This is a genomic window from Nocardia sp. NPDC004068, from assembly GCF_042874315.1.
Classification (GTDB): Bacteria; Actinomycetota; Actinomycetes; order Mycobacteriales; family Mycobacteriaceae; genus Nocardia.
Map to the genome: position 1 here is coordinate 756,549 of NZ_JBIAMW010000001.1, position 21,282 is coordinate 777,830.

At 70.2% G+C, this 21,282-nt stretch carries 23 protein-coding genes; 15 read left to right on the forward strand and 8 right to left on the reverse strand.

From position 1 onward, the window contains the following. Positions 1–67: 67 nt before the first annotated feature. The 5 genes from ACFYTQ_RS03590 to ACFYTQ_RS03610 all read left to right on the forward strand — a co-directional run bounded on the left by ACFYTQ_RS03590 (position 68) and on the right by ACFYTQ_RS03610 (position 5,474). Entirely contained in the window at positions 68–1,045 is a 978-nt protein-coding gene (locus ACFYTQ_RS03590) for a phosphatidylinositol mannoside acyltransferase (RefSeq protein WP_387356765.1), read from the forward strand. Beyond that, positions 1,042–2,166: a glycosyltransferase family 4 protein gene (locus ACFYTQ_RS03595; RefSeq protein ID WP_387356767.1), complete on the forward strand. Its 1,125-nt coding sequence runs from the start codon at positions 1,042–1,044 to the stop codon at positions 2,164–2,166. Before ACFYTQ_RS03590 ends, ACFYTQ_RS03595 begins: the two co-directional genes overlap by 4 nt. Continuing rightward, a complete protein-coding gene (locus ACFYTQ_RS03600; protein WP_387357033.1) occupies positions 2,166–3,206 on the forward strand; it encodes an NUDIX domain-containing protein in 1,041 nt (346 codons plus the stop codon). The genes ACFYTQ_RS03595 and ACFYTQ_RS03600 overlap by 1 nt, the downstream gene beginning before the upstream one ends. A gap of 399 nt (positions 3,207–3,605) precedes the next feature. Then, complete coding sequence (pdxS, locus tag ACFYTQ_RS03605) at positions 3,606–4,508, forward strand: pyridoxal 5'-phosphate synthase lyase subunit PdxS (RefSeq protein ID WP_387356769.1); 903 nt, start codon at positions 3,606–3,608, stop codon at positions 4,506–4,508. Beyond that, complete coding sequence (locus ACFYTQ_RS03610) at positions 4,509–5,474, forward strand: LysR family transcriptional regulator (protein WP_387356771.1); 966 nt, start codon at positions 4,509–4,511, stop codon at positions 5,472–5,474. Here ACFYTQ_RS03610 and ACFYTQ_RS03615 read toward each other — a convergent pair. After that, on the reverse strand, positions 5,453–5,956 hold the full coding sequence (locus tag ACFYTQ_RS03615) for a heavy metal-binding domain-containing protein (protein WP_387356773.1): 504 nt from the start codon (positions 5,954–5,956) through the stop codon (positions 5,453–5,455). The genes ACFYTQ_RS03610 and ACFYTQ_RS03615 overlap by 22 nt on opposite strands. Positions 5,957–5,965: 9 nt before the next feature. Then, the gene (locus ACFYTQ_RS03620) at positions 5,966–6,619 is read right to left on the reverse strand and encodes a hypothetical protein (protein ID WP_387356775.1); all 654 of its coding nucleotides are present in this window, start codon (positions 6,617–6,619) and stop codon (positions 5,966–5,968) included. A 90-nt stretch (positions 6,620–6,709) separates the two neighbouring features. On the opposite strand from ACFYTQ_RS03620, the gene ACFYTQ_RS03625 reads away from it, so the two are divergent. The 3 genes from ACFYTQ_RS03625 (at position 6,710) to ACFYTQ_RS03635 (ending at position 9,003) form a co-directional block, all read left to right on the forward strand. Continuing rightward, the gene (locus tag ACFYTQ_RS03625; protein ID WP_387356777.1) at positions 6,710–7,531 is read left to right on the forward strand and encodes an acyl-CoA thioesterase; all 822 of its coding nucleotides are present in this window, start codon (positions 6,710–6,712) and stop codon (positions 7,529–7,531) included. Between the two features lie 34 nt (positions 7,532–7,565). Beyond that, positions 7,566–8,180 carry a pyridoxal 5'-phosphate synthase glutaminase subunit PdxT gene (gene pdxT / locus ACFYTQ_RS03630; RefSeq protein ID WP_387356779.1) on the forward strand — a complete coding sequence of 205 codons (615 nt, stop codon included), beginning with the start codon at positions 7,566–7,568 and terminating at the stop codon, positions 8,178–8,180. Positions 8,181–8,250: 70 nt separating this feature from the next. Then, positions 8,251–9,003: a YebC/PmpR family DNA-binding transcriptional regulator gene (locus ACFYTQ_RS03635; protein ID WP_387356781.1), complete on the forward strand. Its 753-nt coding sequence runs from the start codon at positions 8,251–8,253 to the stop codon at positions 9,001–9,003. A 98-nt stretch (positions 9,004–9,101) separates the two neighbouring features. Here the strand turns inward: ACFYTQ_RS03635 and ACFYTQ_RS03640 are convergent, their stop codons facing one another. Then, the gene (locus ACFYTQ_RS03640; protein WP_387356783.1) at positions 9,102–10,442 is read right to left on the reverse strand and encodes an MFS transporter; all 1,341 of its coding nucleotides are present in this window, start codon (positions 10,440–10,442) and stop codon (positions 9,102–9,104) included. A 72-nt stretch (positions 10,443–10,514) separates the two neighbouring features. Continuing rightward, a complete protein-coding gene (locus ACFYTQ_RS03645) occupies positions 10,515–11,966 on the reverse strand; it encodes an alpha/beta hydrolase (protein WP_387357035.1) in 1,452 nt (483 codons plus the stop codon). A 195-nt stretch (positions 11,967–12,161) separates the two neighbouring features. Between ACFYTQ_RS03645 and ACFYTQ_RS03650 the strand changes: the two genes are divergently transcribed. Together ACFYTQ_RS03650 and ACFYTQ_RS03655 are read left to right on the forward strand one after the other, a co-directional pair. After that, on the forward strand, positions 12,162–13,577 hold the full coding sequence (locus ACFYTQ_RS03650) for a serine hydrolase domain-containing protein (RefSeq protein WP_387356785.1): 1,416 nt from the start codon (positions 12,162–12,164) through the stop codon (positions 13,575–13,577). A 24-nt stretch (positions 13,578–13,601) separates the two neighbouring features. After that, on the forward strand, positions 13,602–14,333 hold the full coding sequence (locus ACFYTQ_RS03655; RefSeq protein WP_387356787.1) for a MerR family transcriptional regulator: 732 nt from the start codon (positions 13,602–13,604) through the stop codon (positions 14,331–14,333). Between the two features lie 88 nt (positions 14,334–14,421). Here the strand turns inward: ACFYTQ_RS03655 and ACFYTQ_RS03660 are convergent, their stop codons facing one another. Both ACFYTQ_RS03660 and ACFYTQ_RS03665 read right to left on the reverse strand, forming a co-directional pair. After that, a complete protein-coding gene (locus tag ACFYTQ_RS03660) occupies positions 14,422–15,732 on the reverse strand; it encodes a DUF2254 domain-containing protein (RefSeq protein WP_387356789.1) in 1,311 nt (436 codons plus the stop codon). Positions 15,733–15,755: 23 nt separating this feature from the next. Then, a complete protein-coding gene (locus tag ACFYTQ_RS03665; protein WP_387356791.1) occupies positions 15,756–16,070 on the reverse strand; it encodes a DMT family transporter in 315 nt (104 codons plus the stop codon). Between the two features lie 54 nt (positions 16,071–16,124). Here ACFYTQ_RS03665 and ACFYTQ_RS03670 point away from each other — a divergent pair, with 54 nt between their 5' ends. From ACFYTQ_RS03670 to ruvB, 5 genes are all read left to right on the forward strand, one after another. After that, entirely contained in the window at positions 16,125–16,634 is a 510-nt protein-coding gene (locus ACFYTQ_RS03670; RefSeq protein WP_387356793.1) for an O-acetyl-ADP-ribose deacetylase, read from the forward strand. Between the two features lie 36 nt (positions 16,635–16,670). Next, a complete protein-coding gene (locus ACFYTQ_RS03675; protein ID WP_387356795.1) occupies positions 16,671–17,132 on the forward strand; it encodes an acyl-CoA thioesterase in 462 nt (153 codons plus the stop codon). A 314-nt stretch (positions 17,133–17,446) separates the two neighbouring features. Continuing rightward, positions 17,447–18,016 carry a crossover junction endodeoxyribonuclease RuvC gene (gene ruvC, locus ACFYTQ_RS03680; RefSeq protein WP_387356797.1) on the forward strand — a complete coding sequence of 190 codons (570 nt, stop codon included), beginning with the start codon at positions 17,447–17,449 and terminating at the stop codon, positions 18,014–18,016. Next, positions 18,013–18,618, forward strand: coding sequence for a Holliday junction branch migration protein RuvA (ruvA, locus tag ACFYTQ_RS03685; protein WP_387356799.1), 606 nt, complete (start codon positions 18,013–18,015; stop codon positions 18,616–18,618). Before ruvC ends, ruvA begins: the two co-directional genes overlap by 4 nt. 6 nt (positions 18,619–18,624) lie before the next feature. Next, positions 18,625–19,710: a Holliday junction branch migration DNA helicase RuvB gene (gene ruvB / locus ACFYTQ_RS03690; protein WP_387356801.1), complete on the forward strand. Its 1,086-nt coding sequence runs from the start codon at positions 18,625–18,627 to the stop codon at positions 19,708–19,710. A gap of 193 nt (positions 19,711–19,903) precedes the next feature. On the opposite strand, the gene ACFYTQ_RS03695 is transcribed toward ruvB, so the two are convergent. Next, on the reverse strand, positions 19,904–20,464 hold the full coding sequence (locus ACFYTQ_RS03695; protein WP_387356803.1) for a DivIVA domain-containing protein: 561 nt from the start codon (positions 20,462–20,464) through the stop codon (positions 19,904–19,906). 121 nt (positions 20,465–20,585) lie between these two features. Further along, positions 20,586–21,206, reverse strand: a complete 621-nt coding sequence (locus ACFYTQ_RS03700; RefSeq protein ID WP_387356805.1) for a TetR/AcrR family transcriptional regulator — start codon at positions 21,204–21,206, stop codon at positions 20,586–20,588. Positions 21,207–21,282 lie beyond the last annotated feature (76 nt).

A 21,282-nucleotide genomic window follows, 5' to 3' on the forward strand; every position in this document is an offset into this window, starting at 1 on the left:
GTGAGTCGAGGGGCCTGCGGTCGGCGCGAATTACGAGGGCGGGCTTGAACGAGCCGAGGGGCCGCGCATGAGCGATCTGCGATCCGTGTTGTCGGACAAGGCGTATGCGGCCGGGTGGCGGCTGGTTCGGGGGTTGCCGGATCGGACCGCGCGGCGGTTGTTCGATGCGGGCGGGGATTGGGCCGGGCGGCGGGCGAATGCCGCGAGTCATCGGAGTGGGCAGCCGAATCAGTTGCGGCGCAATCTGTCTCGCGTGCTCGGGGTGGAGCCGATGGCGGTGCCCGACGAGCTGGTGCGGGCGAGTATGCGCTCCTACGCGCGGTACTGGCGGGAGGCGTTCCGGCTGCCGAGCATGGATCACACGGCGCTGGCGTCGTCGTCGCTGATGCCGCCCCCGTTCGGCATCGAGCATGTGGACGCGGCGCTGGCGCGCGGCCGCGGGGTGGTGCTCGTGCTGCCGCACTCGGGCAACTGGGATATGGCCGGGGTGTGGCTCGTCCAGCACTACGGCACGTTCGCGACGGTGGCTGAACGGCTGCGGCCGGAATCGCTGTTCGAACGGTTCGTCGCCTACCGGGAGAGCCTCGGCTTCGAGGTGTTCCCGCTGACCGGCGGGGAGCAGCCGCCGTTCCCGCGACTCGCGGAACGCTTGCGCCGCAACGGAATCGTGTGCCTGATGGGGGAGCGCGACCTGACCGGGCGCGGCGTGCCGGTGACGTTCTTCGGCGAACGCACCTGGATGCCCGCCGGGGCCGCCAAACTCGCGATCGACACCGGCGCTGCGCTCATGCCCGTCCACGCCTGGTACACCACCGACGAGCAGGGCCGCGAGGGCTGGGGCCTGAGAACGGATGCGCCGCTGGATGTTTCCGGCGGGGTGGCCGCGGCAACCCAATCGTTGGCGGACTGGTTCGCCGCGCACATCGCCCGGCACCCGGCCGACTGGCACATGCTGCAACCGCTGTGGGAGTCCGATCTCTCCGAGGCGCGCCGTGACCGGATCGCCGCGGCTCAGGCGGCTCTGGCGAAGGACGAGGCGCTGTGAAGATCGGCATGGTGTGCCCCTACTCGTTCGACGTACCGGGCGGGGTGCAATCGCATGTCGTGGAACTCGCGCAGGTGCTGATCGAACGCGGGCACCGGGTGAGCGTGCTCGCCCCCGCCGCCGACGACACCGCGCTGCCCGACTTCGTGGTGTCGGCGGGCAAGGCGGTGCCGATTCCCTACAACGGGTCGGTGGCGCGGCTGTCGTTCGGGCCCACCGCCTACACCCGCATCCGGCGCTGGATCACCGACAACGACTTCGACGTCCTGCACATCCACGAGCCGAACGCCCCGAGCCTGTCGATGCTGGCGCTGAAGATCGCCGACGGGCCGATCGTGGCGACCTTCCACACCTCGACCACGAAATCGTTGGTGCTCAGCACCTTTCAGGGCGTGCTGCGGCCGTATCACGAGAAGATCCTGGGCCGCATCGCGGTCTCGGAGCTGGCGCGCCGCTGGCAGGTGGAGGCCCTGGGCAGCGACGCGGTCGAGATCCCCAACGGCGTCGACGTGCCCGCCTTCGCGCACGCCCCGCTGCTCGACGGCTATCCGCGCGACGGCGGCACCGTGCTGTTCCTGGGCCGCTACGACGAGCCGCGCAAGGGAATGGCGGTGCTGCTGGGCGCGCTGCCGGAGGTGGTGCGACGCAACCCGGACGTGCGGATCCTCATCGTCGGGCGCGGCGACGAGGAGCGGCTGCGCCGCGAGGCGGGGCCGCACGCACGGAATCTGCGCTTCCTGGGCCAGGTCTCGGACGCGGAGAAGGCGTCGGCCATGCGCAGCGCCGACCTGTACTGCGCGCCCAATCTCGGCGGGGAGAGTTTCGGCATCGTGCTGGTGGAGGCGATGGCCGCCGGAACCGCCGTGGTCGCCAGCGAACTCGACGCCTTCCGCCGCGTGCTGCGCGACGGGACCGCGGGAATGCTGGTGCCCGTGGGTGATTCGCACGCCCTGGCCCGCGCGCTCAACGACCTGCTCGCCCACCCGGACAAGCGCGCGGAGCTGGTGCGCGCCGCGAATCAGGTGGTCGGCGAATACGATTGGCCCGTGGTGGCCGAACAGATCCTGCGGGTCTACGAGACCGTGACCCTCGGCGACGCCCGCGTGCGGGTCGCCGGATGATCACCTTCTCCGCGACGACGATCCTCGTCCTCGCGCTGATCGCGGCGCTGATCGTCGCGGCCGGTGTGTGGGCCTACTCCACCGCCAACCGCCTGGACCGGCTGCACGTGCGCGGCGACCAGGCCCGGCACGCCCTCGAGGCGGCGCTCGGGCGGCGCGCGGTGGTGGCCCGGACGGTGGCGATCACGCTCGCCGGGCTCGATCCCGACGCGGCCGATCGCGCCAAAAACCTTCAGGCCCTGGCGGATCGGGCCGGACGCGCCGACTGGGCCGACCGCGAGACCGCCGAGAACCAGCTCGCCGCCGCGCTCGCGGGCCTCGACATCGCCCTGCTCCCACCGCAATTGGTGGCCGAACTCGCCGACGCCGAGGCGCGGGTGCTGATCGCCCGCCGCTTCCACAACGACGCCGTGCGCGACACCCTCGCCCTGCGCACCCGCCGCCCGGTGCGCTGGCTGCACCTCGGCGGTACCGCGCCGCTGCCCATGTATTTCGAGATCGCCGAGCGCGTCACCCCCGCCGCCGGAACCGGGCTCGAGGTCGACACCGTGCGCACCTCGGCGCGGGTCGTGCTGCTCGACGACCAGGACCGGATCCTGCTCATGCGCGGCCACGATCCGCAGACCCCGCACCTGCCGTTCTGGTTCACCGTCGGCGGCGGCGTCGAACCGGGGGAGACGCTGCGGGCGGCCGCGGTGCGCGAGCTGTGGGAGGAGACCGGGTACGCGCTGGACTCGACGTTCCTGCGCGGGCCGATCTGGCGGCGGGTCGCGGTGTTCCCGTTCGACGGGGAGCTGATCCGTTCGGAGGAGCTGTTCTTCGTGGCGCGGGCGCGGTCGTCGTTCGAACCGAAGGCGGCCGATCCGACGGTCTGGGAGCGGCGGTGCGTGAACGCCTACAAATGGTGTGCGCCGGAGGACATCGAGAAGCTGGATCGGTCGGGGGAGACGGTGTATCCGTACCACCTCGACCGGCTGCTGTCCGAGGCGGTCGCGGTGGCGGGCAGCGACGACGAACCCGAGGTGCGGTCGATCCGGTAGGGGGAGTGCGTCAAAAGGTTTGCGCGCCAAGATCTCTCGGGGACGGCCGGTGGGGACGCGCCCGAATCGGGTGTGACATCTCTCATGATCCGATATGGTCGAATTCGGTTTGTCGTGGACACGGTGTGGTGAAACCCACTCCTTGGAGGTGAGTTACCAGTGAAGATGTCCTATCTGCTGTACGACTTTCTGCTGCCCTACCTGGGCCAGGAGGCGGCGACCTACTGGGCGCAGCTGTTCGTCGTCGATCCGCTGTAGGCACGCTGTCGGATAGCTCCCGCCCGGGGTGAGCAGTCCAGTGCTGTCCGACTGGCTATGAAGTGGCCTGATTCCGCGGCCTAGAATCGTGGCGTTCGACTCCGAACGACAACGATTCCGCCGAAGACTCAGGAGTTTGCCGTGACTACGCCCGAAACCACCCCGACGACCGGCACCGCCCGCGTCAAGCGCGGCATGGCCGAGATGCTCAAGGGTGGGGTGATCATGGACGTCGTCACCGCCGAGCAGGCCAAGATCGCCGAGGACGCGGGCGCGGTGGCGGTCATGGCCCTCGAGCGGGTGCCCGCCGACATCCGGGCGCAGGGCGGCGTGGCGCGGATGAGCGATCCGGACCTCATCGACGGCATCATCGAGGCCGTCTCCATCCCGGTCATGGCCAAGGCCCGCATCGGGCACTTCGTGGAGGCGCAGGTGTTGCAGAGCCTCGGCGTCGACTACATCGACGAGTCCGAGGTGCTGACCCCCGCCGACTACGAGCACCACATCGACAAGTGGCAGTTCACCGTCCCCTTCGTATGCGGCGCGACCAACCTCGGCGAGGCCCTGCGCCGAATCACCGAGGGCGCGGCCATGATTCGCTCCAAGGGCGAGGCCGGCACCGGCGACGTCTCCAACGCCACCACCCACATGCGCAAGATCCGCGACGAGATCCGCAAACTCCAGTCCCTGCCCGAGGACGAGCTCTACGTCGCCGCCAAGGAACTCCAGGCCCCCTACGACCTGGTCCGCGAGATCGCCGAGACCGGCAAACTCCCCGTCGTCCTGTTCACCGCGGGCGGCATCGCCACCCCGGCCGACGCGGCCATGATGATGCAGCTCGGAGCAGAGGGCGTCTTCGTCGGCTCGGGCATCTTCAAGTCCGGCAACCCGGCCCAGCGTGCGGCGGCGATCGTCAAGGCCACCACCTTCTACGACGACCCGGATGTGTTGGCGAAGGTGTCGCGCGGGTTGGGCGAGGCCATGGTCGGAATCAACGTGGAGGAGATTCCCGAGCCGCACCGGCTCGCCGAGCGCGGGTGGTAGGTGATCGATCTCGATCTCGCAGCCGTGCGGGCCTTCGTCGCCGTGGTCGACGAGGGCCAGTTCGGGTATGCCGCGGAGGTGCTCGGCATCAGTCAGCAGGCGGTGTCGAAGCGGATCGCCAAGTTGGAGAGTCAGCTTGGGGTCGTGGTGGTGGAGCGTGGGGTGCGGGGGGCCGTCGCCACCGCGGCCGGGCGGCGGTTTCTGCCGTATGCGCGGTCGCTGCTGACCGTTGCCGATGAGGCGGTGGGGGCGGTGCGGGGGCGGCCGTTGCGGGTGGCGTTGTTGGGGGAGCGGGATGCGGCTGCGGATTTGATGCGGTATTACCTCGATCGGCATCCGGGGGTCGAGGTGGAGATCGTGTTGTCGAGCGTGCGGGATACCTCGCGGGATGCTTTGGTGGCGGGGCGGGCGGATGCGGCGTTTGCTCGGCGGTTCGGGGGGCCTCGAACGCTGCCGGATGAGATTTGTTGTGCGCCAGCGTATTTGGAGCCGCTACAACTGCTGGTCGGGAAGGGGCATCCGCTCGCCGGACGGGCGGAGGTGTCGTTGGCGGAGGCCGGTGCGTATCCGGCGTGGGTGCCGGGGGCGGCGGTGCCGTCGGAGTGGGCCGACTTCTATCGGGAGTTGAGTGAATTCGCGGGGGTCACCGTCGAGACCGGGGGGCGGCCCGAGTCGATCGACGTGGTGCTCGAGCGGGTGGCGGCGTCGCGGGTGTTGACCACGTTCACGGGTACGGGGTTTCGTACGCCGCTGCATCCGGGGATTCGTGGGGTGCGGGTCGTGGATCCGACGCCCGCGTATCCGCACGCGCTGTTGTGGTGGGGGGTCGATGCGCATCCGGGGCTCGCGGGGCTCGTCGCGCATGTGCGGGCGGGTTACAACGCCGATGTCGCGGCCGGGTGTTGGGTGCCCGAGGCCGACCGCGACCTGTTCGGGGCGGAGGGTTATCCGGTCGCGACGGTGTGAGGGCCGGAGGCGTCGACCGGACGCTGGATCGGGCGGATCAGGATGGCCGTGCCGTAGGCCGCGACCTCGCTCATGGTGTTGGCGATCTCGTTGCAGTCGAAGCGCATGGCGATGACCGCGTTCGCGCCGAAACCCATGGCGTGGTGGCACATTCGCATGATCGCCTCGTGCCGGGACTGGTAGAGCAGGTTGGTGTACTCGGTGATCTCGCCGCCGCCGAGGGCGCGGAAACCGGCCGAGAGATTGGCGCCCAGCCCACGGCTGCGCACGGTCAGCCCCGCGACCTCGCCGAAGACGCGGACCACCTCGTGGCCGGGCACGTCGTTCATGGTGGAGACCAGGATCGGGAAGCCGGGGCCGGGATGCGGCTGCGGCGGCATGCCCTGGGGTTGCGGTGGCGGGCCCTGCGGGGGCATACCGGGCGGCGGTGGGCCCTGCGGCGGCATCGGCTGCTGCGGAAACGGCGGGTACGGCTGGTTCACGGCCGTAGCCTACTGCCGGATCGCCGGTCGGTCGCGATGGTCCCACGCCACCAGCAGATCCGGGTCCCCGGCCGCGCGGCGATGCGCCAAAAGCGCTTCCACCGTGAAGGATTCGGCCGGATCGGTCGCCCGCCGCAACGCCCCCTCCGACAGCCGCAGCTCGACGGTCAGATCGAAATCCAGCCCCCGCCCCAGCAGCATCGGCCCCGCCACGAGAACCACCAGATCCGGTTCGGCGGAAACCGTTGCGGCGCGCGCGGATCGGTCGGTCCGCTCGTCCCACAGCGCGGGCAACCACCGCCCGCGCTCCCGCAACCCCCGCAACACCTCCCGATCCAACGCCGCATAGTCGAACCACGCCTCCCGATACGACTCCGCGTCCCGCCCGAACTCCAACCGCAACGACGCCGGACGCACGAAATCGTGCACCGCCACCACCGCACACGGCCGCCCCCGCGCCCGCACCCGCTCGGCCACCATCCGCGCCATCTCGACCGGATCGGCGGCATCGGCCCCGTCGATGGCCACCACGGCGCGCCCCGGGCCGTGCTCGGCCGAGTCGACCCCGTCCCCCGCGCCCACGGCCCGCACGGACAGCGCGGCGACCCGCTCGACGAGGGTGTCGAGCAACGCCGCGGCGGTGATCGGGGTGAAGGCGGGCACCCGACCATCATGCCGATCCGGGCAGGTCGGGGCGGGCGGGGGGTTCGCCATCCTTTAGCCTGGGCAGGTTGATTCCCGGAAGGACGGTTCATGGCGACGATCGAAGAGGCGCTGGAGATCGAGCGGCTCGAGCGGGACATCTTCCGCGGCGCGTCCACCAAGACGCAGCTGCCGCGCACGTTCGGCGGGCAGGTTGCCGGACAGGCGCTGGTGGCGGCCGTGCGCACGGTCGAACCGCGGTATCAGGTGCACTCGCTGCACGGCTACTTCCTGCGGCCCGGCAATCCGACGGAGCCGACCGTCTATCTGGTCGAGCGCATCCGCGACGGCCGATCCTTCACGACCCGGCGGGTGACGGGTGTGCAGGAGGGCGAGGCGATATTCACCATGTCGGCGTCCTTCCACGTCGGCGACGCCGGACCCACTCATCAGGACGAGATGCCGAAAGTGCCGCTGCCGGAAGAACTTCCGGACGCCAAGACCGAGCTGAGCCCGGAGCGGCTGTGGCGGATGCGGGAATGGGAGCACTGGGACATCCGCACGATCCCGCAGGACCGGGTCTCCCGTCGCGACGGCCTCGCCTCCCAGCAGCAGGTGTGGTTCCGCTACCGGCACGCGCTGCCCGACGACCCGCTGTTCCACGTCTGCACCCTCGCCTACATGAGCGATATGACCCTGCTCGGCTCGTCGAAGGTCACCCACCCCGGCGAACCCACCCAGGACGCCTCCCTCGACCACGCCATGTGGTTCCTGCGCCCGTTCCGCGCCGACGAATGGCTCCTCTACGACCAGAACTCCCCCTCGGCGGGCTTCGGCCGCGCCCTCACCGGCGGCCGCATCTTCGACCAGCGCGGCCAGCTCGTCGCCGCCGTCGTGCAGGAGGGGCTGACGCGCACGTTGCGGGAGGGCTGACGGGCCCGTCCGGCGTGACTCGTATGCTCGATTCGTGAGACCGACCATTGGTGTGCTGGCGTTGCAGGGCGATGTCCGCGAGCATTTCCGCGCTTTGTCCGAATGCGGGGCCGAGCCGGTGAGCGTGCGGCGAGAGTCCGAGCTGGCCGCCGTCGACGGGCTGGTGCTGCCCGGGGGTGAGTCCACCGCGATCAGCAAACTGCTCGAGGTGTTCGGGTTGCTCGAGCCGCTGCGCGCCCGGCTGCGCGACGGGATGCCCGCGTTCGGATCGTGCGCGGGGATGATCCTGCTGGCGAGCGAGGTGCTCGACACCCGGCCGGACGCCCGCTCGCTGTCGGGCATCGATATGACCGTGCGGCGCAACGCCTTCGGCCGTCAGGTCGACTCGTTCGAGACCGATCTGGACTTCACCGGCATCGACGACGGGCAGGTGCGCGCGGTGTTCATCCGGGCGCCGTGGGTGGAGCGTGTCGGCGACGACGTGGAGGTGCTGGCTCGGGTACCGTCCGGTCCGGCCCAGGGCCGGATCGTCGCGGTGCGGCAGGGCCGGGTGCTGGCCACGTCGTTCCATCCCGAGGTGACCGGCGACCTGCGAGTGCACCGGATGTTCGTGGACTCCGTACGAGCGGCCGTTCCGGCCGACAAGTGACAGCTGGTCGGGCAGTAGACTGGCGAAGTTGTCTGCCCGCACCTCGAGAACCGACTGAAGGAAGTAGGGAATGAGCGGCCACTCCAAATGGGCCACCACCAAGCACAAGAAGGCTGCCCTCGACGCCAAGCGTGGCAAGTTGTTCGCCAAGCTGATCAAGAACATCGAGGTGGCGGCCCGCACGGGTGGCGGTGACCCGGATGGCAACCCGACGCTGTACGACGCCATTCAGAAGGCTCGCAAGAACTCCGTCCCGCTGGACAACATCGAGCGCGCGCGCAAGCGCGGCGGCGGTGAGGAGGCGGGCGGCGCCGACTGGCAGACCATCATGTACGAGGGCTACGGCCCCAACGGCGTCGCCGTGCTCGTCGAATGCCTCACCGACAACCGCAACCGCGCCGCCGGTGAGGTCCGCGTCGCCATGACCCGCAACGGCGGCAATATGGCCGACCCGGGTTCGGTGGCCTACCTGTTCAGCCGCAAGGGCGTGGTGACGCTCGAGAAGAACGGCCAGACCGAGGACGATGTGCTCGTCGCCGTGCTCGACGCGGGCGCGGAGGAGGTCAACGACCTCGGCGATGCGTTCGAGGTCATCAGCGAACCGGGCGATCTGGTCGCGGTCCGCACGGCGTTGCAGCAGGCCGGAATCGATTACGACTCGGCCGAATCCGGCTTCCAGCCGTCCACCACGGTCGCGGTCGACGCCGAGGGCGCGCGCAAGGTGTTCAAACTCGTCGACGCCCTCGAGGACTGCGACGACGTGCAGAACGTCTACACCAACGTCGACGTCTCCGACGAGATCCTCGCGGAACTCGACGCGTGATCCGGGGCGGCCGGTCCCTCGGCTCGAATGACGAACGGGGGACCGGGCAAGCCGGTCCCCCGTGACCGGCCGCGAAACCGGTTGTCGGTCAACAAGATTCAGGCCGTGAGCCGGTCGTCCTCGGCGATGAACAGGGTGGCGATCACGCTCACCACGGCCGTCGCGACCAGGTACCCGCACGCCAGCCACGGCGTGCCGCCCGCCGCGGCGATGAGCGCGGTGACGACCATCGGCGTGATGCCCGAGGCGTACACGCCCGAGACCTGATACACGAACGACAGCCCGGTGTAGCGCACCTCGGGCGGGAACAGGCCGGCGTACAACGTGCCCTGCGCGCCGTAGAACGTAGCGTGCGCGACGCCGAACACCGCGATCATCGCGACGGTGAACACCACGATGTGCCGCGTCTCGAACAGCGCGAACACCGGATACACCAGCAGCCCGTAGGCGGCGATCCCCGCGATGTACACCCGCCGCGGCCCGAACCGGTCGGTCAGCGCCCCCGACACCGGGATCAGCGCGGCCATGGTGAGCGCCGCGATTGTCACCGCGACCAGCACCGGCACCTGCCGCAGCCCCAGATGTCCGGTCGCGAAGCTGATCGCGAACACGCCCCAGGTGTTGAACGCCGCGCCCTCACCCCAGCGCGACAACAGTCCCAGAATGGTGTTGCGCCGCGTCCTCGCGCTCCGGAACAGGTGCAGCACCGGCACTTTCGAGATCCGCTCCAGCCGGTCGAGTTCGCGGAAGGCCGGGGTCTCGTCGATGCGCAGCCGCACCAGCAGCCCGATCGCGACCAGAATCACGCTGGCGCCGAACGCGATTCGCCATCCGTAGCCGAGGAACGCGGCATCGCTGAGCGTCGAGCGCAGCAGCGCGAACACGCCGGTGCCCAGCGCGAGCCCGAGCGCCAGCCCGATCTGCGGGCAGCTGCCGAACAGTCCGACCCGCCGGCGCGGGCTGTGCTCGACGGCCAGCAGCACCGCGCCCGCCCATTCGCCGCCGAGCGCGAAGCCTTGCAGCATCCGCAGACCCAGCAGCAGGATCGGCGCGGCGACGCCGATGGCGGCGGTCGTGGGCAGCACGCCCATCAGGGCGGTCGAGCCGCCCATGATCGCCATGGTGAGCGCGAGCGTGCGCTTGCGGCCGATGCGGTCGCCGATGTGGCCGAACACCAGCCCGCCCACGGGCCGCATGACGAAGCCGACCGCGAACGTCGCGAACGACAGCATGGTGCCGACGAACGCGCTGGTGTCCGGGTAGAACAGCTTGCCGAACACGAGGCCCGCGGCGGTGGCGTAGAGGAAGAAGTCGTACCACTCGACGGTGGTGCCGATCAGGCTCGCCACGACGGCCGATCGGGTGGCGACGGGTGCGCGGCGTTCATCCGAATCCTTCGTGGTGGCCGCCGGATTCGGCGCGGTCTCCAGTAGCGACATGGCGCCCTTCCCTTCGGCGTCGATTCGCCGAGCGACCCTAGAACGCCGAGCCGAAGGTCAGAAGGGTTGTATTCAGCGCGATTCCAGGACGGGTAGCCCCACCCGGGCGGTGATCCACGGGAACGAGGACTCGAACGCGGCCGAGGCGAACTGCCAGGTGTGGCCGCCCTGCGTCGTGTGGATCGTGCAGTCGATGCCGAGGTCGCGGCCCTTCGCGCAGAGTTTCTCGGCGGCCCCGATCTCGCCGGTGTCGCCGCCCGCGTCCTGTCCGCCGAGGCCGATCTGATCCTCGTCCACCTTCGGACGCGCGAATTGCCCTGCGCCGCCGCGGTTTCCCTGGCGTGGGGGCGGGGTGAGGTCGTCGAACAGGCCCGCGACGCCGGTGTAGGGGCCGTGGTGGTCCATGACGGTCAGGGGGTCGAAGCGGTCCCAGGCGGCGGCGTCACCGCCGTAGAGGCGGCGAATGGTCTGCTCCTTGGTGCCCGAGGCGGGGCTCAGGTCACCGGCGATGTCGACGAAGGTGTGGAACAGCTCCGGGTGTGTGACGGTCAGATCGATCGCGCAGGTGCCGCCCATGGACCAGCCGATGACCGCCCAGTTCGCGGGGTCGGCCGACGCGCCGAACGTCGATTCCACATACGGCGGAACGTCTTTCGTGAGGTGGTCGGCGGCGTCGCCGCGCGGACCGTTCACGCATTCGGTGTCGTTGTTGAAGCTGCCGCTGGAGTCGACGAACACCAGGATCGGGGCGCGGCCGTCGTTCGCGGCGGTGAACTTGTCGATGCTCGGCATGATCTGCCCGCTGCGCAACCAGTCGGCCGGGGTGTTGAACTCGCCCGCGATCATCGTCACCACCGGCAGGGCCGGGGGCTTGTCCCCGGCGAACCACGCGGGCGGCAGGTACACGTATTCGGTGCGATGCTTGAATCCGCTGGCGGTGTCCGGAATGTGCACGGGCACAACGACTCCCGTGGTCCTCGGCTTGCCGCGCAGGCCGGGCAGGTCGGCGAGGTCGGTCTGGTGGGGCAGCGGCCCGGCGGTGAGCGCGCTCCACGCCGACTGCACGGTCGGGTAGTAGCCGACCCACTGGTTGAGCACCACGCCGGTGCTGAGCAGGGCCATCGGCACGGCCAGAATCGCCGCCGCGCGCTGCCACCAGCGGCCGCCCGGCCAGCCGAGCACCGCGACCGCGAGCGCCCCGGCCAGCGCCGCGACCGCCACCCACAGCAGCAGCGGCGCGGGATCGGAGGCCAGGCCCTCATCGGTCAGGTACAGCCAGCCGCCGACCGCGGCGGCCGCCGCCGAGGCCAGGCAGATCGGCACCCGGACGAGCCACCAGCGCCGGGTGAACCGGGCCACGGCCACGATCAGCAACGCGACCGCGATCAGTTCGATGGTGAGCGGAAGCCAGCCGTGCAGCAACGACAGCCCACGATGGAAGCCGCCGTACGGATTCAGATTCGCCGAGGGCAGATGCGGCGGCGGAGGCGGGGCCACGCTCGGTGTCGGTGGTGTCGTCGGCACATCCGTCAGCGCAGGGAACACGGCGGCAATCATCGATGGTGTTCCTCGAGATCAGCTGTGAGGGGGCTCCGAGTTCGGTGAGGCCGCTCTCGGCCCGCCCCGTTCGCTCTTGACCCTGCCCCAAGGGCAGGGTTGCACGATAGCTGTGGGCCGGAGAAACCCACCGGACCGGAATCACCTCCGAGAGGAAAACCCATGTCCCACAGCACGATTGGCGACCAGCTCCGTGGCCAGATCGCCGAATTCTGCGCCACCACCGGCGTCCCCGGCTACGTCGCGGGCGTCCACCACGGCGAGGACCGGGTCGTCGTGGCCCACGGAATCGCCAATGTCGCCACCGCCGCACCCATGCGCGCCGACACCGGCTTCCTCATCGGCTCGATCACCAAGATGCTCACCACCACCTTGGTCCTGCGGCAGGTCGAGCGCGGCACAATCGACCTCGACGCGCCCGTGCGCACGTACCTGCCGGAGTTCGACCTCGCGACTCCCGGTGTGGCCGAACGCATTACGATCCGCCACCTGCTCACCCACACCAACGGCATCGACGCCGACCTGTACTTCCCGTCCGGCGAGGGCCCGGGCGCGGTGCGGACCTTCGTCGACGGACTGCCCGGTGCGGTGGGCGCGCTGTTCGAGCCGGGGGAGCACACCAGTTACTCCAATGGCGGCATGATCGTCGCGGGCCGCGTGCTCGAGGCCGTCACCGGGACGTCCTATCACGACCTGCTGCACCGGGAGTTGTTCGATCCGATCGGCATGACGGGCGCCTGCACCAGCGCCGAGCAGGCGATTCTGCGCGACACCGCGGTCGGGCACTTCCCGGATACGGAGACGGGACGGGCCCGGCGCACCGCGTTGTTCAAACTTCCCGACACCTGGGCCCCGGCGGGCGCGTCGGTGACCGCGACGATCGACGATCTTCTGGCCTTCGGGCGGACCCACCTCGCCGGGGGCGTCGCGCCGACCGGCACGCGGGTGCTGAGCGCGGAATCGGTCGCCCGCATGGCCGAGCGGGCGACCACGACCCCGCACATCACCCCGGTCGGGCTGGGCTGGCTGCTCATGTCCTTCGGGGATCTCACCCTGCTGTCGCATTCGGGGTCCTCGGCGGGCGGGGTCGCCGTGCTGATCGTCGCGCCCGAGCACGATCTGGTGTTCGCCGCGTTCGGAAACGACCCGCGCGCACTGGAATTGCACGATCGGATCCTGCTGTGGCTCGTGCGCGAACGGCTCGGGGCCGAGGTTCCGGTGCCGATCGCCGACCCGGGCGCGGTGACCGATCTGTCCCGCTACGTGGGCGTCTACCGGTCGAATCAGCTGCGCGTCGAGGTGCGGGAGGTGGACGGTCAGCTGGAGGAGACGATCACCTACGAGCCGTCGGACCCGGATCAGGAACGGATCTTCACCGCCTTCGCGGGCGGCTTCCTCGACGCCCCGCCGCGGCGGTACGTGCCCGTCGGGCCCGACGTCTTCGCCCCCGCCGGAATGCCCTCGGCGGCCCTCGCGGGATACTCACGCCAGCTGCTGATCTCCTATCACGGCGGCGACGCCTCGGCCGCGGCGCTGCGCTGCGCGGGCGGCCGCATGAGCCGCCGCGTCCCGGCCTGACCGCGCGAACGAGAGGAATGCGACGTGATCACCATCGGGCAGCTCGCCGCCTACGCCGGGGTGACCATCAAGACCATCCGGCACTACCACGAGCGCGGCCTGCTCCCCGAACCCGAACGCGACGCGTCCGGCTACCGCCGCTACGGCGCGGCGGAGGCCGTCACCCTGGTCAAGATCCGCACCCTCGCCGAGGCCGGGGTGCCGCTGGCCCGGGTGGGTGAGTTGCTCGACGCCGGACCGGACGAATTCGCCGCGGCGATCGACCAAATCGACGACGATCTGCGCCGCCGCATCCGAGAACTGCGGCGCAGCCGCGAACGGGTGGCCCAATTACGCGGTGGCACAAGGCTGTTCGTGTCCGCGGAGGTCGCCGACTATCTGGATCGGTTGCGGGAGTTGGGCATCAGCGAGCGCACCATCGCCGCCGAGCGGGACGGCTGGATCCTGATGCAGGCCACCGCGCCCGCCGAGGCGCGAAAGTGGTTGTCCGACAAGCTGATCGCGCTGGAAGATCCGGAATTCCGTGCCCTCTATCGCGACCACGACGCGGCCTTCGACTGGTCGCCCGACGACCCCCGGCTGCCCGAACTCGCCGATCGCACCCTCGCGTGGTCCACCCGGCACGGCACCGAATCCGGCCCACCCGGCGATCCGCGCCTGGCTCGGCTGGCGGCCGAGGCGCCCACCGCCTCGTCCCCGGCCTGGGATCGCATCGGCGCTCTGGTCGCGGCGCGGCTGCGGTCGAAGACGGGGTGACGGGCTCGCGCCCCTCGCCTTTCTCCCGCTCGGGTCCGCATCCGCCTGCTCCCACCGGAATTCGAAACCCCGAGCGGCACACTACGATTCAGCCCCGGGCGAAATCCTCGTGGAAGGCGCGGCAGCGGCGCAGGACGTCCTCGCGGTCGGCGGGTTCGGGGATCTCGGGGACGGCGCGCTCGATCATCGCGGCCTGTTCGAGGACGACGCGGCGGCGGTCCGGGTCGGTGGTGCGGTCGGCGATCTGAGTGAGGGCGTCGAGCTGGCGGATCATGATCGCCGGTGCGCCGCGGCCGGATTGGCGGATCTTCTCGAACGCGCGCTGCACCAGCCGCTCGTAGGTGACCTGGGTCGCGATCACCCGGACATAGCCGTCGCGGTCGCGGCGCACCGGATCCGGCCGCCACGACGCCGCGATGCGAGACAGGCAGTCGCCCAACCAGTCCACGCAGGTCAACACCGTGAACGTGTCGTTGGTGGTGGTCGCCATCGCGCGCAACCCGATCTCCACGATCTGATCGATGCCGAACGACACGTCCTGCACCAGGGTCCGCATCGCGCCCGTGACGTGACCGTGGGCGAAGCGATCACCGATCCGTTCGGCCGCGTCCGCGGGCCACACCGTCGCCACCACCTGACCCTCGGTCAGGAAATGACCGGGCCGGTACGGCAGATGGATGACCGCGTTCTCCTCGGCCGCTAGCCGGACCAACTGCTCGTAGCGGATGTATTGCAGATAGCCGCTGCTGGTGGTGCGCACCTCGCCGCCGGATTCGGCGAGCCGCGCGCGGATCTGCTTCACCGACGGGCCGCGCTCGGTCACCGGGGGTGTGGTGTCCTGATTCGCCGCGACCGCCGAATTCACCTCGCGGGCGATATCGGCGATCACATTGGGCAGCTGGATCTGCCCGGCGATGTGATTGATGAAGTAGATCAGCATCGCCAGATCGACCACCAGCGAGGCGATCGACACCGTCGCGCAGATGTGCGGCACGAACTCCGGCCCGATGGCCACCAGCGCCGCCACCGCGTAGACGAAGGTCGCCACAAAGGTACCGAGGGTGAGCTGGGTGCCCCGATCGCGAATGAAGTTGCGCAACATGCGCGGACCGAACTGGGTTGAGGCGAGGGTCAACGCCACGATCGTGATCGAGAAGACCACCCCGACCACGGTGATGTCGGCGGCCGCGATGGCGGTGAGCACCTGCCGTGCGGCGTCGGGCGTCCCGCCGAGCACCCAGCCGGGCATGTCGTAGTGATGGTTGAAGGCGTAGCGGTCCAGCCCGAGGGTGACCGCGAACAACGCCACCGCCACCAGCACTTCCAGCGTGGGCACGAACCACAGATTGGTCCGCAACCGCTCACGCCAGCGATCCACTTCCAGGGAGATACCGCGCACGAGCGCGAACCTACACCGGATGATCACCGAAAGATCTTCAGTCCGATCACGCCCGCGATGATCAGCAGCAGGCAGCCGATCCGCGGCACGCTGGTCGACTCGCCCAGCCAGATCATGCCGATCAGGGCCGTGCCCACCGCGCCGATGCCGACCCACACCGCGTAGCCGGTGCCCACGGGGATCTCGCGCAACGCCAGGCCGAGGCCGACCATGCTCAGGGTCAGCGCGATCGCGAACACCACGCTGGGGACCGGTTTGGTGAACGCGTGCGACTTCTCGAGCGCGACGGCCCACACCGTCTCCATGAATCCCGACACGATCAGCAGAATCCAGGCCATGGACTCACCGTAGGGGACCGGTCCGCGACTTCCCGGCATCGGCACAATGGGGGCATGGCCGAACTCGTACTGGTCCGCGGGGACATCACCGAACAGGAGGTGGACGCGGTGGTCAACGCGGCGAATTCGACATTGCTCGGCGGGGGCGGGGTGGACGGGGCGATTCATCGCAAGGGTGGGCCGGAGATTCTCGCCGCCTGCCGGGAACTGCGGGCAACCGAATATCCCGACGGGCTGCCCACCGGGAAGGCCGTGGCCACCTCGGCGGGAAAGTTGCCCGCCCGCTGGGTGATTCACACCGTCGGGCCGGTGTACTCCGCGCGCGAGGACCGGTCCGCGCTGCTCGCCTCGTGTTATCGCGAATCCTTGCGGGTTGCCGACGAATTGGGGGCGCGGACCGTCGCGTTCCCGGCCGTGTCGACCGGCGTGTACGGGTGGCCGATGGACGACGGGGCGCGGCTGGCGATCGAGACCGCGCGCGCCGCCGACACCGCGGTCGAGCAGATCCGGTTCGTGCTGTTCTCCGCCGACGCCTACGACACCTTCGCCGCCCACCTGCGCTGAGGCGAACTTGTCGGTGCCGTCTGCCAGAGTGTGGCGGTGGCGCTTACGCAAGAACCCTTTTCGCTCCGGATCGATGTGCGGATCTCCGACGTCGATCCCCAACTGCACGTCACCGGATCCGCCTACCAGCAGTACGCCGACCACGCCCGGTTCGAATGCGTTCAGGCCGCGGGCATTTCGGTGGACGAACTGCTCGCCGACGGCTTCGGCCCGGTCAACCTGGAGACGACCATCCGCTACCACCGCGAACTCCGCGCGGGCGACAGCGTCGACGTCACCTGCTCGTGGATCTGGTCCCCCGGCAAGACCTTTCGCGTAGAGCACGTCCTCACCCGCGCCGCCGGCGAACTGTCCGCCACCGTGGACCACCTCAGCGGCCTGATGGACCTCCGCACCCGCCGCCTGGTGAGCGACCCCGGCGCCGAATGGGCGCGCCGCGCCGCCGACCCCACCCTCCTCGGCCTCCCCGCCAACCACCCGGCCACCCAGCGCGGGTAGCGCGAATCGGCCCGCCAACCCATCGGATTCGGGCGGCGGCCAGGCGGATCGGCCCGCCGACCATCGGATTCGGGCGGCGGCCAGGCGATTCGGCCCGCCGACCATGGATTCGGGCGAGATACGCCCGCCCTGCCGTGTCCACGGTCAACCCCTCGAACGCGGCCCCCGGCACAATGGCGACCACCGCGGTGGGCATGTTCCGCTGGCCGCGGCGAATCTGCCGGGCGGACAGCCGATGCCGTGTCGGTGGCCGAGGTGGGCGGCTCGGGCCGTTAGACTTCGAACAACTGTTCGCGACTCGGAGGGGTGCTTTCGTGCGGGTGATGGGTGTCGACCCGGGGCTCACCCGGTGCGGGATCAGCATCGTCGACGGTGGGGTCGGGCGGCAGGTGACCGCCGTGGCCGTCGACGTGGTCCGCACCCCGGCGGAGATGGATCTGGCGCAGCGGTTGCTGGGGGTGGCCGACGCGGCCGAGGAATGGATGGACACCCATCGGCCCGAGGCCGTCGCCGTCGAACGGGTCTTCGCCCAGCACAATGTGCGGACCGCGATGGGCACCGCGCAGGCCGGGGGAGTGGTGGCGCTGGCCGCCGCGCGGCGCGGAATCCCGGTTCACTTCCACACGCCCAGTCAGGTCAAGGCGGCGGTCACCGGGAACGGGTCCGCGGACAAGGCTCAGGTGACCGCGATGGTCACCCGTATCCTGGGCCTGGCCACGGCGCCCAAACCGGCCGACGCCGCCGACGCGCTCGCGCTGGCGATCTGTCACTGCTGGCGGGCGCCGATGCTCGACCGCATGGCCCGCGCGGAGGAGCTCGCCGCCGAACAGCGGCGACGCTACGCGGAACGGCTTGCCCAGCAACGGAAGGCGGTGACGAAATGATCGCGTCGGTACGCGGTGAGGTGCTCGAGATCGGGCTCGACCACGCGGTGCTCGAGGCCGCGGGCGTCGGCTACCGGCTCAACGCCACCCCCTCCACGCTGGCCGCCCTCACCCGCGGCGAGGAGGCGCGGCTGTACACGGCGATGATCGTGCGCGAGGACTCGATGACCCTCTACGGCTTCGCCGACACCGAGGCGCGCGAGCTGTTCGGCCTGTTGCAGACCGTGTCGGGAGTCGGCCCGCGGCTGGCCATGGCCGTGCTCGCGGTGCTCGAACCCGAGGCCCTGCGCAAGGCGCTCGCCGAGAGCAATGTCGCCGCGCTCACCCGCGTCCCCGGCATCGGCAAACGCGGGGCCGAGCGCATGGTGGTCGAACTGCGCGACAAGGTCAATCTCGTTCCGGTGCAATCGGGTCCGCCCGGCGCGGGGCCCGCCCCGATCGTCACCCCGGTGCGCGATCAGGTCATCGAGGCGCTCATCGGACTGGGCTTCCCCGCCAAACAGGCCGAACCCGCCGTCGACGGCGTGCTCGCCGAGCAACCCGACCTCGACACGTCCAAGGCGCTGCGCGCGGCGCTGGGCCTGCTGGGCAAGAACCGGTAACGGCGGATGAGCGACGAGTTCCCCGACGAGCCCGAATCCACCGTCAGCCCAACCTATCTGCGCTCCGACGGCGAGATCGAGGCGAGCCTGCGGCCGAAATCGCTGGACGACTTCATCGGTCAGCCCCGCGTGCGCGAACAGCTCGCGCTCGTGCTGCGCGGCGCGAAACAGCGCGGCGGCACCCCCGACCACGTGCTGCTGTCCGGGCCGCCCGGCCTGGGCAAGACGAGTATGGCCATGATCATCGCCGCCGAACTCGGTTCCGCGCTGCGGATCACCTCCGGCCCCGCGCTGGAACGGGCGGGCGATCTCGCGGCCATGCTCAGCAATCTCGTCGAGGGCGATGTGCTGTTCATCGACGAGATCCACCGCATGGCCCGGCCCGCCGAGGAGATGCTCTACCTGGCGATGGAGGACTTCCGGGTCGACGTGGTGGTCGGCAAGGGCCCCGGGGCGACCTCCATTCCGCTGGACATCGCGCCGTTCACCCTGGTCGGGGCGACCACCCGGTCGGGTGCGCTCACCGGCCCGCTGCGCGACCGCTTCGGCTTCACCGGGCACATGGACTTCTACGAACCCGATGAGCTGCAACGCATTCTGCACCGCTCGGCCCGCATCCTCGGCGTCACCCTCGAGGACGACGCCGCCGCCGAGATCGCCGGACGCTCGCGCGGCACCCCGCGCATCGCCAACCGCCTGCTGCGCCGCGTGCGGGACTACGCCGAGGTCCGCGCGGACGGCATCGTCACCCGCGAGGTCGCCGGGGCCGCCCTCGCCGTCTACGACGTCGACGGCCTCGGCCTGGACCGCCTCGACCGCGCGGTGCTCGCCGCACTGGTCCGCAGCTTCGGCGGCGGCCCGGTCGGCGTATCGACGCTCGCGGTCGCGGTCGGCGAGGAGGCCACCACGGTCGAGGAGGTGTGCGAACCGTTCCTCGTCCGCGCGGGCATGATCGCCCGCACCCCCCGCGGCCGAGTCGCGACGGCCGCGGCCTGGGAACATCTGGGCCTGGTCCCGCCGCCGGATCTGGTGTTCGGATCGATCGAGGTGCGGGGGCGCGAATCACACCCCACCCTGGACCTTTTCGAGTGAGTTCCCCGAGCCGACCGCCGACGTCGCGACGATCGTGCGCGCGGGCGGGGTGCTGGTGCCCGACTCTCAGCGGGCCGTGGTCACTTCGAGCGCGCAGCGAACCACGCCGGTCCATCACTGCCTCGTAACCTTATGCGGCGACGGGCTTCCGACCGGCTGTCGCCTCGTCAGTGGGCGGCGACACGACTCACCCTCAGCGGGCCGTTGCCTCCTCGGCGCGCAGTGTGCGGGCTACGACATCTACGAACGAATCGACTTCCTCGATGCCGTAGGCGGCCGAACCCGGATGGGCCAGGCCGAACCGGACGCTGTCCAGTTCGCGGCTGGTCAGGCTGGCGGGGCCGGTGTGGGTCAGCGTGGTGGTGACGTGATCGAGGAAGACGTCCACCTCGTCCGCGGCGTACCCGGGTCGGTTCGGGTGTGGTGGGGAGAAGCGCAGGGCGCGAACGTCTTCCGGGGCCAGGAGTGCGCCGGGGGAGCGCGGGGTCAGGCCGCGGCGGGCGAATTCCAGTGCCACACAGGCGCGGTCGAGGAAGTCGTCCACCTCGTCGCGATCGTAACCGCGGTGACCCCGTGCCGCCGTGGGGAATTCGTGGTCGCGGATCTGGGCGGCGGTCAGCGTCGTGCGGCCGAGGAACGCCTGGGCGACGCGCTCGCGGAACGCGTCCACCGCCGCGACATCGTAGCCGCGCTGACCGAACGGCGCCCGGCCGAACCGGGTCCGCCGCACCTCGTCGGGAGTCACGCCGGACATTCTCGCAACCTCCCCGCGACCGATCCAGCCGCACCCCTTGTTCGGATCCGCACCCGTTTCGTGGCCCTGCAAGGGGTGCGGATTCGAATAAGGGGTGCGGCTGGGTTCGTGGGGCTGGGGGTCAGTCTTTGCGGACGCCGTCTATGAGGAGGCGGCGGATGGCTTCTATCAGAGGGGGGCCGGGGGAGTCGGGGGTGCGGAGGCCGTGGAGGAGGGCGCCGATCATCATGCCGGTGACGGCCTTGGCGGTGTTGGTGGTGTCGAGGTCGGGGCGGAGGTAGCCCTGTTCGACGCCGTGTTCGAGGTAGCCCGCGGTGAGGGCGTCGGCGGTGTCGAGGAGGCCGTAGAGGCGCTCGGTGAGTTCGGCGTCGATGCCGGTGGCCTGGAACAGCAGCAGCTGCGCGATGCGGCGGTCCTCGAGGAAGATCGCGTGCAGGGCCTCGCCGATGCGCTCGACCTGACCGCGGTACTCGGCGAGGCTGGTCGCCGCGTCGGGGGCGTTGTCGGTGCCCAACGAGTCGATGATGCGGGCGGCGAGATCGTCGATGACGTGGTCGATGATGTCGCGCTTGTTGGTGAAGTAGCGGTAGAAGGTGCCGTGCCCGATGCCCAGCCGTCCGGCGATGTCCGCGATACCCGTTGCGTGATAACCCTTTTCGGCGAAGCAGGCGAAGGCCGTATCGATGATCTCGCGGCGGAGCTCGGCCTTGCGGCGTTCGAGGTGTGTGGATGGCTTCGGCACGCCGCCGATGATACGTTGTTCCGGAACGGAATGATGTGTCATTCTGTATCAGCTACTCGGATTCACAGGAGGTTCG